General features: G+C 61.4%; 11 protein-coding genes. 8 read left to right on the top strand and 3 right to left on the bottom strand.

What is annotated here, in order from left to right:
* Position 1: 1 nt before the first annotated feature.
* A complete protein-coding gene (locus G6N74_RS02770) occupies positions 2-487 on the bottom strand; it encodes a CinA family protein (protein ID WP_165114008.1) in 486 nt (161 codons plus the stop codon).
* Positions 484-1707 carry a bifunctional 2-C-methyl-D-erythritol 4-phosphate cytidylyltransferase/2-C-methyl-D-erythritol 2,4-cyclodiphosphate synthase gene (locus tag G6N74_RS02765; protein WP_165114006.1) on the bottom strand — a complete coding sequence of 408 codons (1224 nt, stop codon included), beginning with the start codon at positions 1705-1707 and terminating at the stop codon, positions 484-486. The genes G6N74_RS02770 and G6N74_RS02765 overlap by 4 nt, the downstream gene beginning before the upstream one ends.
* Positions 1708-1846: 139 nt before the next feature.
* On the opposite strand from G6N74_RS02765, the gene dusB reads away from it, so the two are divergent.
* The 8 genes from dusB to hflX all read left to right on the top strand — a co-directional run bounded on the left by dusB (position 1847) and on the right by hflX (position 12559).
* Positions 1847-2869, top strand: a complete 1023-nt coding sequence (gene dusB, locus G6N74_RS02760) for a tRNA dihydrouridine synthase DusB (RefSeq protein ID WP_165114003.1) — start codon at positions 1847-1849, stop codon at positions 2867-2869.
* The gene (locus G6N74_RS02755) at positions 2866-4005 is read left to right on the top strand and encodes a two-component system sensor histidine kinase NtrB (RefSeq protein ID WP_165114001.1); all 1140 of its coding nucleotides are present in this window, start codon (positions 2866-2868) and stop codon (positions 4003-4005) included. Before dusB ends, G6N74_RS02755 begins: the two co-directional genes overlap by 4 nt.
* Positions 4002-5459 (top strand): nitrogen regulation protein NR(I), encoded by a 1458-nt coding sequence (ntrC, locus tag G6N74_RS02750; RefSeq protein WP_165113998.1) that lies wholly within the window; start codon positions 4002-4004, stop codon positions 5457-5459. Before G6N74_RS02755 ends, ntrC begins: the two co-directional genes overlap by 4 nt.
* Before the next feature lie 120 nt (positions 5460-5579).
* Complete coding sequence (locus tag G6N74_RS02745) at positions 5580-7865, top strand: sensor histidine kinase NtrY-like (RefSeq protein WP_165113996.1); 2286 nt, start codon at positions 5580-5582, stop codon at positions 7863-7865.
* Positions 7855-9219, top strand: coding sequence for a nitrogen assimilation response regulator NtrX (gene ntrX / locus G6N74_RS02740; protein WP_165113994.1), 1365 nt, complete (start codon positions 7855-7857; stop codon positions 9217-9219). The genes G6N74_RS02745 and ntrX overlap by 11 nt, the downstream gene beginning before the upstream one ends.
* 35 nt (positions 9220-9254) lie before the next feature.
* Positions 9255-10631 carry a Trk system potassium transporter TrkA gene (trkA, locus tag G6N74_RS02735; protein ID WP_165113992.1) on the top strand — a complete coding sequence of 459 codons (1377 nt, stop codon included), beginning with the start codon at positions 9255-9257 and terminating at the stop codon, positions 10629-10631.
* A 287-nt stretch (positions 10632-10918) separates the two neighbouring features.
* Positions 10919-11164: an RNA chaperone Hfq gene (gene hfq / locus G6N74_RS02730; protein WP_006202172.1), complete on the top strand. Its 246-nt coding sequence runs from the start codon at positions 10919-10921 to the stop codon at positions 11162-11164.
* A complete protein-coding gene (hflX, locus tag G6N74_RS02725) occupies positions 11165-12559 on the top strand; it encodes a GTPase HflX (protein WP_165113990.1) in 1395 nt (464 codons plus the stop codon).
* Between the two features lie 6 nt (positions 12560-12565).
* On the opposite strand, the gene mazG is transcribed toward hflX, so the two are convergent.
* The gene (mazG, locus tag G6N74_RS02720; protein WP_165113988.1) at positions 12566-13390 is read right to left on the bottom strand and encodes a nucleoside triphosphate pyrophosphohydrolase; all 825 of its coding nucleotides are present in this window, start codon (positions 13388-13390) and stop codon (positions 12566-12568) included.
* Positions 13391-13449: the final 59 nt, after the last annotated feature.

Below are 13449 nucleotides of genomic sequence, written 5' to 3'. Positions count from 1 at the left end.
GCTAGCCCAGTTCTCTAAGGCCCATTTCCAGTGCGGTCCGCACCGTTTCGCGGCGGATGAAATCGCGGCCGTTGTTCTCGAAGACGTGGCTTTCCGTGATGATGGGCCAATCCTTTATCGCAAGACCAAACCAGACGAGGCCGACCGGCTTCTCCGGCGAACCGCCGTCCGGTCCGGCGACGCCCGTAACCGCCATGGCGATGCCTGCCCTGGAACGGCTAAGCGCTCCCGCTGCCATCTCATATGCGGTCTCGCGCGAAACCGCGCCATAAGCGTCGAGCGTCGCGCCGGAAACGCCGAGCATCTCCATCTTGGCTTCATTGGAGTAGGTGACAAAGCCGCGATCGACCACAGAGGACGATCCCGCTATGTCGGTCAGGGCTGCGGCGATCATACCGCCGGTGCAGGATTCCGCCGTGGCGGCCATGATGTCGTGGTCGCGGCATGCCTTGAGAAAGGCGATCGCCAGTTGCTCAAGATCGCTCATTCGGGCAGTTCCCCCGGATAAACGACGCTGGCGGTCGCGATTGCCGCTATGCCTTCCTCGCGGCCGACAAACCCTAGCTTTTCATTGGTGGTCGCCTTTATGGAGATACGATTTTTGGTGATTCCGAGCATTTTCGACAGGGCCTCTGTCATCGCCTCGCGGTGCGGGCCGACGCGCGGCGCTTCGCAAATCAGGGTGATGTCGGCATTGGCGATCCGGCCGCCGTTGGAGCGCACGATCTTCGCTGCATGCTCCACGAAAATGTGGGAGGCGGCTCCCTTCCATTGCGGATCGGAAGGCGGGAAATGCGTGCCTATATCGCCGGCGCCGCAGGTCGCCAACAGCGCGTCGGTCAGGGCATGAAGCCCGACATCGGCGTCGGAATGGCCGGAGAGCCGCTTGCCGTGCGGAATGGCAACGCCGCAAAGCGTGACATGATCGCCGGGCTCGAAGGAATGCACGTCATAGCCATTGCCGGTGCGGACATCGGGAAAGCTCGAACTGCGTCCGCCAAGGCGTTGATCTGCCATGAAAATATCCCTTGCCCAGGTGAGTTTGACATTGTCGGGCGAGCCGAGGACGATCCGTACCGGAATGTCAGCCCATTCGGCAATGGCTGCGTCGTCGGTGAAATCGATGCGTCCTGCCTCGAATGCGCGGCGATGCGTTTCGCGGATCAGATCGAACGGAAAACCCTGCGGCGTCTGCGCCGCATGCAGGCCCGACCTGGAAATCGTTTCCGCGATGGTGCCATCCGCGGCCTCGCGCTTCAGCGTGTCGGAAACGGGCAAAGCGGGCAGCGCGCCATGCTTTTCATCGATGGCGGCAATCACGCGGTCGATCATTGATGCATCGACGAACGGACGCACGCCATCATGAATGAGCACGGCTTCCGGCTGGTGGCTGTCAAGCGCCTGCAGCGCAAGCCATGTCGATTCCTGGCGTGTTCTGCCGCCTTTCACTGTCACCACCCGGTCGGGGAGCGCGCCTGCTGCCTCGCTGAAAAGCGCATCGTCATCAGGATGTATCGCAACGACGATAGGTCCGATGCTTGGGTGGCTGGAGAAAGCATCCAGCGTCCAGGCTATGACGGCCCGCCCGCCGATCCTGCGATACTGCTTGGGACCGTCGGTTTGCCCGGCGCGCTCGCCGCGGCCGGCGGCAAGGATGATCGCCGCGATGGACCGCTTTGCGGTTGATTCAGGTTGCTCTATAGCCATGCGAGACGCATAGTCGCAGCCCGGCCCGAAGGCCAGCGATTTCCCGAAACCGCCACATTGTTGAAACACTTCGACGTTGCATGCGCAGCCAAAACTGGCTAGAGAATGTGCAACAAGAAGGATTGCTTGGTATTTGTGCATGCCTGATTTCACGGACCTTGCCAAACCGCTCGAAATCGGTGGCGTCAAAATCCGCAATCGCGTTTTTCTCGCGCCGATGTCCGGTGTCACGGACTTGCCGTTCCGTGAACGCGCCTACGCGCATGGGGCAGGGCTCGTTGTCTCCGAAATGGTAGCCAGCGGGGAACTGGCCAAGGGTCACGCCGAATCGGCGCGACGCATCAGACATTCAGGATTGCCTGTGCATATGGTCCAGCTAGCCGGCCGCGAGGCAGCGCATATGGCCGAAGGCGCGCGGATTGCTGCCGGCGAAGGTGCCGATATCGTCGATATCAACATGGGCTGCCCGGCCAAGAAGGTAACCGGCGGCTATTGCGGCTCGGCGCTGATGCGCGACCTCGACCATGCACTGACGCTGATCGACGCGGTCGTCGGTGCTGTCGATGTGCCGGTTACGGTGAAGATGCGCCTGGGCTGGGACGAAAGCGCGCTCAACGCGCCGATCCTCGCACGCCGGGCAGAGCAGGCGGGGGTGAAGATGGTAACTATCCACGGCCGCACCCGCTGCCAGTTCTACCAGGGCAAGGCCGATTGGCGGGCAATCGCGCGCGTGAAGGAAGCTGTATCCATTCCCGTCGTCGCCAATGGCGACGTCTGCACAGCCGCTGAGGCAGCCGGCATTCTCGCGCAATCCGGCGCCGATGCCGTGATGGTCGGGCGCGGAAGCTATGGATCGCCGTGGGCTGCGGGCATGATTGCCGCGGCAGCGGCGAACATTGTCGCGCCGGGGCTGCCGCAAACACCCGAAAAGCTGGCCGACTATGTGGTCGCTCACTACGAGGACATGCTGGCGCATTACGGCGTGGAGAGCGGCCTGCGTCAGGTGAGAAAACATCTCGGCTGGTATCTGGATCGCCATGCCGACAGCTTGGCGGCTGAGCTGCGGACGACAATCCTGACATCCTTCGACCCGGCCATCGTAATCCGGACATTGAGACAGGCTTTTGCGGCGCAAGCCGAGCCTGCGAGGAACGCTGCATGAGCATAATGGACACACCGGTGAGCGCTGCGGATGCGGCCCAGATCGTGTTGAATACGATCCGCCGACCGGTCGTCATGATCGCGCCGGACGATTTTATCTCCTATGCCAACGCCGATGCCGAGGACTTCTTTCGCTCCAGCGCAAATGTTCTGGCGCGCAACACGCTGGCGCGGTTCGTACCGTTCGGCAGCCCGATCCTGGCGCTGGTCGAACAGGTTCGTGAACGGCGCGCACCCGTCAACGAATATCGCGTCGATGTGTCTTCGCCGCGTCTCGGCATCGAGAAGGTCGTCGACATCTATGTCGCGCCGGTGCCGGAACTGCCGGGCTCGGTCGTCGTGATGTTCCAGGAACGGTCGATGGCCGACAAGATCGATCGGCAGATGACGCATCGCGGGGCAGCGCGTTCCGTGACTGGGCTTGCGGCGATGCTGGCGCATGAGATCAAGAACCCGCTGTCCGGCATTCGCGGCGCAGCACAGCTTCTCGAGACGGCGGTTTCCGACGAGGATCGCGCTTTGACGCGGCTGATCACCGACGAGACCGACCGCATCGTCTCGCTGGTCGATCGCATGGAGGTCTTTTCGGACGAGCGCCCGATCGACCGCTATCCGGTCAATATTCATATCGTCCTCGACCATGTGAAGGCGCTAGCCAAGAACGGTTTTGCAAACAAGATCAATATATTGGAAGAGTATGATCCATCGCTTCCTTCGGTCTTTGCCAACCGTGACCAGCTCATTCAGGTTTTTCTCAACCTGATCAAGAATGCGGCCGAAGCCATAGGCTCGAAGCCCGACGGTGAAATCACACTCTCCACCGCCTTCCGCCCCGGCATGCGCGTTTCGGTGGCGGGATCGCAGGACCGCGTGTCGCTGCCGCTGGAGTTCTGCGTGCACGACAACGGGCCGGGCGTGTCGGAAGACATATTGCCGATCCTGTTCGATCCCTTCATCACCACAAAGCCGAACGGCTCCGGCCTTGGGCTGGCGCTGGTCGCCAAGATCGTCGGCGAGCATGGCGGCATCATCGAATGCGATTCCACACCCCGCGGCACCACGTTCCGTGTGCTGATGCCGGCGTGGAAAGAAACGCCGCCGCACCATGACGGCGCAAGCGAAGGACACCGGAAATGACGGTCCGCGGCAATATCCTCGTAGCGGACGACGACGCCGCTATCCGCACCGTGCTCAATCAGGCGCTGTCGCGCTTCGGGCACGACGTTCGCGTCACCTCCAACGCTGCCACGCTGTGGCGCTGGGTGGCGGCGGGCGAGGGCGATCTGGTCATCACCGACGTGGTCATGCCCGACGAAAACGCCTTCGACATGCTGCCGCGCATAAAGAAGGCGCGGCCGGAACTGCCGGTCATCGTCATGAGTGCCCAAAACACCTTCATGACCGCCATCCGCGCCTCGGAAACCGGCGCCTACGAATACCTGCCCAAGCCGTTCGACCTCACCGAACTCCTGAACATCGTCAACCGCGCGCTGTCGGAGCCGAAGCGGCCGAAGATCGAGCCGCGCAACGATGACCAGCCCGAGACGATGCCGCTGGTCGGGCGCTCGGCGGCCATGCAGGACATCTACCGCATGCTCGCCCGCATGATGCAGACCGACCTGACGGTGATGATCTCGGGTGAATCGGGCACGGGCAAGGAACTGGTGGCGCGGGCGCTGCATGAATATGGCCGCCGCCGCAACGGTCCCTTCGTGGCGATCAATATGGCCGCTATCCCGCGCGACCTGATCGAATCGGAACTGTTCGGCCATGAGAAGGGCGCTTTCACCGGCGCGCAGAACCGTTCGACCGGCCGTTTCGAACAGGCCGAGGGCGGCACGCTGTTCCTCGATGAGATCGGCGACATGCCGATGGAAGCGCAGACGCGGCTCCTGCGCGTGCTGCAGCAGGGGGAATACACCACCGTCGGTGGCCGCACGCCGATCAAGACGGACGTGCGCATCGTCGCTGCGACCAACAAGGATCTGCGCACGCTGATCAATCAGGGACTATTCCGCGAGGATCTTTTCTACCGCTTGAACGTCGTGCCGCTTCGGCTTCCGGGACTGCGCGAGCGTTCGGAGGACATTCCCGATCTGGTCCGGCATTTCTTCAAGCAGGGCGAAGCGGAGGGATTGCAGGTCAAGCGCATTTCGAGCGGCGGTCTCGAACTGATGAAGCGCTATCCATGGCCGGGCAATGTGCGCGAACTGGAAAATCTGGTTCGCCGGCTGGCCGCCCTTTATGCGCAGGACGAAATCTCGCCCGAGATCATCGAGACCGAGCTAAAAACCGGCGACCAGCAGACGATGAGCGGCGGTACCCTCGTTCCCGACGATCTGTCGATCGGTCAGGCCGTCGAACATTTCCTCCAGCGGTATTTTGCCTCCTTTGGTGGCGAACTTCCGCCGCCGGGGCTTTATCAGCGCATCCTTGCCGAGGTCGAATTCCCGTTGGTGCTGGCGTCGATGACGGCAACCCGCGGCAATCAGATCAAGGCCGCGGAACTCTTGGGCTTGAACCGCAATACGCTGCGCAAGAAAATCCGCGAACTCGGCGTCAACGTCTACCGGGCTTCCAAGCAGGGATGATTTCGCGGTGGATTTCCGCCGCAATCGCGTCAAACATTACCACTGCCGTCACTTTTGTTGCATAATCGCCACAATGTGTTGCATAGATTCAACGCAATTGTAGGCTTTGCAAGCGGCGGCATGACGACTCAGAGTTCAATATTCGCGCGATCTGTCTTCCCGGCAGCGCGCACTGACGGCAGGCGGCTTCTGGCTTTGCCCGGCGTCATAGCCGTGGTCGGCGCTCTGCTGACCGCTGCGGTGTCGTTTGCCATATTGGTCGGCGCGACCCCGCTTACGCCCAATCCGACGATCACCCTCATCATCATCGGTGCCAATGCGGGGTTCATCCTGTTCCTTGCCGCGCTGGTGGTGCGCGAGGTTCACCGCATTCTCAATGCGCGCCGAACCGGCAAGGCGGCATCGCGCCTTCACGTACGCATCGTCACCATGTTTGCGCTGGTTGCGGCGGTGCCGGCGCTTGCGGTGGCAATCATTGCTTCGATCACGCTGAATATCGGCCTCGATCGCTGGTTCGAAATCCGCACCAAGACGATCGTCAATTCCTCGCTCTCCATCGCTGACGCCTATGTCCTGGAAAACGGCCGCAATCTTATGGGCACGACGCTGTCGATGGCCTACGACCTCGACAATGCGAGGGCGCTCTACAGCCTCGACCGGACCGGCTTTCGCAATTTCATGAGCCAGCAGGCCACCGGCCGTTCGCTGGCACATGCAGCCCTGATCAAGGCGGATGGATCGTTCGTCATGACCGCGCAGACGACCGCCGATTTCCCGATGCCGGAGCCGCCGCCGGGCGCCGCGGCAGAAGCCAATGAAACGCCGCAGATGATCGAGCCGCGCACCCGCAACATTGTCGGTGCGATCATCAAGCTGAAGGAGATCGAAGGGGTCTACCTCTATACGATCCGCCTCGTCGATCCGGAGGTCATCAAGGCCCGGGAGATCGTGCGTGCCAACACCGACGAGTATCGCGGGCTGGAAGTAAACCGCCGTACCTCGCAGGTAGCGCTCGCGCTTCCTTACCTGTCGCTCACGCTCATCGTCGTTTTGTCGGCCATCTGGACCGGGATCGCGGTCGCGGACCGCCTCGTGCGTCCGATCCGGCAGTTGATCGGTGCTGCCGACGACGTCTCTACCGGCAATCTCGACGTTTCCGTGCCCGTCCGTCAGTCCGACGGCGATGTTGCGTCGCTGGGCGATACATTCAACAAGATGATCCTGCAGCTCAAGTCGCAGCGCAACGAAATCCTGCAAGCCAAGGATCTGGTAGACGAAAGACGGCGCTTTTCCGAAGCCGTTCTGGCTGGCGTCACGGCCGGCGTCATCGGCGTCGATCCATACGGGATCGTGACCATCGTCAATCGCTCCGCCGAGACCATGCTGGCGATATCGGCCGAAACCTCGATGGGCCAGAACCTGTCCGCCATTCTGCCGCATGTCGGCCGCGTCTTCGAAATCTGCCGCAGTTCAGGCCGCCCTGCCTATCGCGAGCAGGTAACGTTCTACCGCGCCGGCGCGGAGCGCACCTTCAATGTGCAGGTGACGATCGAAGAAGACGACAACGAGCATGGCGAGAAATCCTATGTCGTGACCGTCGATGACATCACCGACCTGATGCAGGCGCAGCGCACCTCCGCCTGGGCCGACGTCGCCCGTCGCATTGCCCATGAAATCAAGAACCCGCTGACACCGATCCAGCTCTCGGCCGAGCGCATCAAGCGCCGCTACGGCAAGGTCATCACCGAAGACCGCGAGGTTTTCGATCAATGCACCGACACGATCATCAGGCAGGTCGGAGATATCGGCCGTATGGTCGATGAATTCTCCGCCTTCGCACGCATGCCGAAACCGGAAATGCGGAACATCGACCTGCGCGAAGCGCTGCACGAGGCCTCCTTCCTGGTCGAGGTCAGCCGTTCCGACATCGCTTTCGAGCGTGATTTCGGCAGCGCACCGCTGAAGGGCACCTTCGACAGCCGCCTTCTGTCCCAGGCATTCGGCAACGTCATCAAGAACGCGGCCGAGGCGATCGAATCTACCGAGCGAGAGGGCAGCGAACCGGGCGTTATCCGGATACAGGCGCGGCTTCAGGGCACGATGATTCGTGTCGACGTGATCGACAATGGAAAGGGCCTGCCACGCGAGAATCGCCAACGGCTTCTCGAGCCCTATATGACCACACGCGAAAAAGGCACCGGCCTTGGCCTGGCGATCGTCAAGAAGATCATCGAGGACCATGGCGGGCAATTGGAACTTCATGACGCACCCGCCGATTTCCACGGCGGGCGCGGTGCGATGATCAGCATTCTGCTTCCTTCCGTCACCGAAGCTTCGGCAAAGGGGCAAGGTGGCGGAGACGTTGAAAACGAACGAGAAACTGAAAAGGTCGATAATGGCGTCTGACATTCTCATCGTCGATGACGAAGAAGATATCCGCGAACTTGTCGCCGGGATTTTGAGCGACGAGGGTCATGAAACCCGCACGGCCCACGATGCCGACAGCGCCCTTGCGTCAATTGCCGATCGCGTGCCGAGGCTGGTGTTCCTCGACATCTGGCTGCAGGGTTCGCGGCTCGACGGACTGGCTTTGCTCGATCAGATCAAGGTGATGCACCCAAGCCTACCGGTTGTCATGATATCGGGCCACGGCAACATCGAGACTGCGGTGTCGGCGATAAGGCGCGGCGCCTATGACTTCATCGAAAAGCCGTTCAAGGCCGACCGGCTGATCCTGATCGCCGAGCGGGCGCTCGAAACCTCGAAGCTCAAGCGCGAGGTTTCCGAACTGAAGATGCGCAGCGGCGAATCCTTCGACCTGATCGGCATGTCGTCGGCCATGAGCCAGTTGCGACAGACGATCGACCGCGTTGCACCCACCAACAGCCGCGTCATGATCATCGGCCCTTCGGGTTCCGGCAAGGAGCAGGCGGCCCGCGCGATCCATGCGCTTTCGGCGCGCAAGACCGGCCCCTTCGTGTCGGTGAATTCGGCAACGATCACGCCCGAACGCATGGAGATCGAGCTTTTCGGCACTGAATCGAATGGCGGTGGCGAGCGCAAGGTCGGCGCGCTGGAGGAGGCCCATCGCGGCATTCTTTATCTCGACGAAGTGGCCGACATGCCGCGCGAAACGCAAAGCAAGATCCTGCGCGTGCTCGTCGATCAGCAATTCGAGCGGGTAGGGGGCACCAAGCGCGTCAAGGTCGACGTGCGCATCATCTCCTCGACCGCCCAGAACCTTGAAGGCATGATCGCCGAGGGACGTTTCCGCGAGGATCTCTATCACCGTCTGGCGGTGGTGCCGGTGCATGTGCCAGGTCTTGCCGAGCGTCGCGAGGACATTCCCTACCTGGTAGACGGTTTCATCAAGCAGATCGCGAGGCAGGCAGGCATCAAGCCGCGCCGCATCGGCGATGACGCCATGGCCGTGCTGCAGGCACATAACTGGCCGGGTAATGTGCGCCAGCTTCGCAACAACATCGAACGCCTGATGATTCTGGTTCGCGCTGACGATGTCGATGCGCCGATAACGGCCGATCTCCTGCCTTCGGAGATCGGAGATGTCATGCCGCGGGCGCCCAACCAGTCCGACCAGCACATCATGGCGCTGCCGCTGCGCGAAGCGCGGGAAATGTTCGAGAAGGAATATTTGATCGCGCAGATAAACCGTTTCGGCGGCAACATCTCGCGCACGGCCGAGTTCATTGGTATGGAGCGATCGGCACTTCACCGAAAACTCAAATCGCTCGGGGTTTAAGCGTGTTCGATCCACTACACCGGCTGGCGCGCTAAATGCGCGTGATTATCTGCGGCGCGGGTCAGGTCGGCTACGGCATTGCCGAGCGCCTGGCGGCCGAGAAGAACGACGTTTCGATCATCGATACCGCGCCGGAACTCATTCAGGCGGTGCGCGATACGCTGGACGTGCGCGGCTTTGTCGGTCACGGCTCGCACCCCGAAGTGCTTGAAGCCGCAGGCGCGCAGAACGCCGACATGATCATCGCGGTTACGCTTCACGACGAGGTCAACATCGTCGCCTGCGAGGTGGCGCATGCATTGTTCAATGTGCCGATGAAGATCGCCCGCATTCGCGCGCAATCCTATCTCAAGCCGCATTATCAGGACCTGTTTTCGCGCGAGCACCTGCCGATCGATGTGATTATCTCGCCGGAGATGGAAGTCGGCGAGATGGTGCTGCGCCGCATCGCGCTGCCGGGCGCCACCGACGTCGTGCGCTTTGCCGAGAACAAGATCGCGATGGTGGCGATCGAATGCCTGGAGGACTGCCCGGTCGTGCATACGCCGCTGGCGCAGTTGAGCGAGCTGTTTCCGGACCTGCTGTCGACAGTCGTCGGCGTCACCCGCGGTCAAAAACTGTTCATACCGCATTCGGCAGACCAGCTTTTGCCGGGTGACCTTGCCTATGTCGTCACGCCCAAGGATCAGGTTCGCCGCACCCTGGGCCTGTTCGGTCACGACGAGGAGGAGGCGACGCGCATCGTCATCGCGGGTGGCGGCAATATCGGCTTGTACGTCGCCAAGACCATCGAACAGCGCCAGACCCGCACCAGGATCAAGATCATCGAGTCCACGCGCGAACGTGCCGTCACCGTTGCCGACCAGCTTCGGCGCACGGTTGTGCTCAACGGCAGCGCGCTCGAGCAGAAACTGCTGCTCGAGGCGGATATTCAGGATGCCGACCTGATGGTCGCGCTGACCAACAACGATCAGGTCAACATCCTGTCGAGCGTCATGGCCAAGCGGCTGGGCTGCAAGGCCAATCTGGTCCTGATCAACAATCCGGCATATCAGGACCTTACCAAGTCGCTCGGCATCGACGCCTACGTCAATCCGGGTTCGATAACGATTTCCCGCGTGCTGCAGCATGTCCGGCGCGGCCGCATCCGCGCCGTCCACAGCATCCAGCGCGGTGCTGCCGAGATCATCGAAGCCGAAGCGCTGGAAACGTCACCGCTCGTCGGCGGCTATCTGCGCGATCTCGACCTGCCGGACGGCATGCGGATCGGCGCCATCTATCGGGACGGACAGGTGCTGAAGCCGAACGGCGCGATGAGAATCAGGCCGAAGGATCGTGTCGTCATCTTCGCCCTTGCTGATGCCGTTCGGCATGTGGAGCAGATGTTTCGCGTCAGCCTGGAATTTTTTTGAAGATTGCCGATCGGCGTCGATATCGGAAAAAGCGCTCTGAAATCGTTGCAATTTGCAATGTCACGATCAACCGCAGGTGGTATCGCCTGTGCTTTCGAAGCATCCGGTGTTTTTGACGTTGCGGAAAAAACGTCAGGCTGATAACGGCTTAGCAGGAATTTACTTCAATATGTCTCGTTCCGCTTGTCGTGGCTTACGACAAGGGGTGGTTTGCGCGCTTGACATGGGTCAATTATTTTGGCGCAGTGGCTCGCAAATCGACGGGGGATCGGCGAAAGATAAGAAAAATGGCGGAACGGTCGCAAAATCTTCAGGACCTATTCCTGAACTCGGTTCGGAAGAGCAAGAACCCACTTACAATCTTTTTGATCAACGGCGTAAAGCTGACCGGCGTGGTGACGTCGTTCGACAATTTTTGTGTGTTGCTGCGCCGCGACGGGCACTCCCAGCTCGTCTACAAACATGCGATTTCCACCATCATGCCGAGCCAGCCGGTTCAGATGTTCGATGGTGAGGAAAGCCAGGGCGCCTGATTGGCTCAAGAAAAACACGCCGGCAACGGGGCGCATAGATCACGGGCCGATGGCTCGGAGCGCTCCACTGCGGAAAAACCGACCAGCGCCGTCGTCATCGTGCCGGTGCTTTCGCGCCAGCAGCGCAACGACGAGGACTCGAACCGTCCGCGCCTGACGCGTTCTGCCGAGGCACGGCTGGAGGAAGCGGTCGGCCTGGCGCGCGCGATCGATCTCGAGCCCGTGCACACCGCCATCGTCACCGTGAACGATCCGCGCCCGGCAACGCTGCTGGGCAGCGGCAAGGTTGAAGAACTCGCTCAAATCGTTGGTGAAACTCACGCGGACCTGGTTATCGTCGATCATCCGCTGACGCCGGTTCAGCAGCGCAACCTGGAAAAAGAGACCAATGCCAAGGTGCTCGACCGCACCGGGCTGATCCTCGAAATCTTCGGCCGGCGGGCGCGCACCAAGGAAGGCACGCTGCAGGTCGAGCTTGCCCATCTCAACTACCAGAAGGGCCGGCTGGTTCGCAGCTGGACCCACCTTGAGCGCCAGCGCGGCGGCGCAGGCTTCCTCGGCGGCCCCGGCGAAACGCAGATCGAATCGGATCGGCGCGCTTTGCAGGAAAAGATCATCAAGCTCAAACGCGAGCTCGAGACGGTCCGCCGGACCCGCGACCTTCACCGCGCCAAGCGCAAGAAGGTGCCTTTCCCGGTCGTCGCCATCGTCGGCTACACCAATGCCGGCAAGTCGACGCTGTTCAACCGGTTGACCGGGGCAGGCGTGCTTGCCGAGGACATGCTGTTTGCAACGCTCGATCCGACGCTGCGGCGCGTGCGCCTGCCGCATGGTACGCCGATCATCCTGTCCGATACGGTCGGCTTCATCTCCGACCTGCCGACCCATCTGATCGCGGCGTTCCGCGCCACGCTGGAAGAGGTGGTCGAGGCCGATCTCATCATCCACCTGCGCGACATTTCCGATCCGGACACGGCGGCGCAGGCGGAGGATGTCGAGCATATTCTGGTCGATCTCGGCGTTGATGCCGCCGACAGCAAGCGCATCGTCGAAGTCTGGAACAAGATCGATAGACTGGACGAAGGCAATCGCGAACGGCTGCTGGCCGAGAGCGCAAGCGGCAAGCCGGCTCCCCCCGTCGCGATTTCCGCCATCACCGGCGAGGGCATCGACGCGCTTTCAGCGCTGATCGAAGAGCGGTTGTCGGGAGAGCTGGAGCCGGTGACGCTGACATTGTCGCCGAGCCAGCTCGGCATGGTCGATTGGCTTTACCGCAACGGCGTTATCGTCAAGCGGACAGACAATGAGGATGGCAGCGTTTCGATTTCGATGAAGGCGACGGCCGCCGCGCGAGACGAGATCGAAAGCAGATTGCATCGCAAAAACAACGGGTAACGATCGTTACTTTCTGTTCTTCGCCTGCTGCCAGAGCTCTTCCATTTCCTCCAGGCTAGCTGCCTCAAGGCTTCGTCCCGACGCGTTCAAGGCAGTCTCGACGTGATGGAAGCGGCTGCGGAATTTTTCATTGGTTCCGCTCAAGGCCGCCTCCGAATCGATCTTCAGATGCCGGCCGAAATTGACCAGTGCGAAAAGCACATCGCCGAATTCATCCTTGATCGACGCTTCGTCGGCCTTGTCCATCGCCTCGCGTAGTTCGCTGATTTCCTCCTCGATCTTGTCGAGGATCGGCCCGGCTTCACCCCAGTCGAAACCAACGCGCGCAGCCTTTTCCTGAAGCTTCAATGCGCGGGTGAGCGCGGGGAAGGCGACGGGAATGCCGTCGAGAAAACCGCTGCCGTGATCTTCCGCGTCAAGCCCGCGCGCCAGGCGGGCATTGCGCTTCTCGGCTTTTTCCTCGGCCTTGATCTTTTCCCACATGCCCTTGGCCATGCCGGCGCTGCGCGCCTTGTCATCGCCGAAGACGTGCGGGTGGCGCCGTATCATCTTGGTGGTGATGGCTTCCACGACATCGCCGAAGGAGAATTCGCCGGCTTCCTCGGCCATCTGGGCATGGTAGACGACCTGCAGCAGCAGGTCGCCGAGTTCCTGGCGCAGATCGTCGAGATCACTTCGTGCGATCGCGTCGGCAACCTCATAGGCCTCCTCGATCGTGTAGGGGGCAATGGTCTCGAAATTCTGCTCGATGTCCCACGGACATCCCGTTACCGGCGCGCGAAGCGCTGCCATGATCTCGATGAGACGCGAAATGTCTTTGGAAGGTTGCATGGCATGATGCTAGCGCGGCTACGCTGCCGCCGACATGGGCCTTGAGATGCCCGCGCGCA

It is taken from the genome of Mesorhizobium zhangyense, from assembly GCF_011045115.1.
Taxonomy (GTDB): Bacteria; Pseudomonadota; Alphaproteobacteria; order Rhizobiales; family Rhizobiaceae; genus Mesorhizobium_M; species Mesorhizobium_M zhangyense.
The sequence above is the reverse complement of the archived record's forward strand: the minus strand, read 5'-3'. Positions and strand labels throughout refer to the sequence as shown.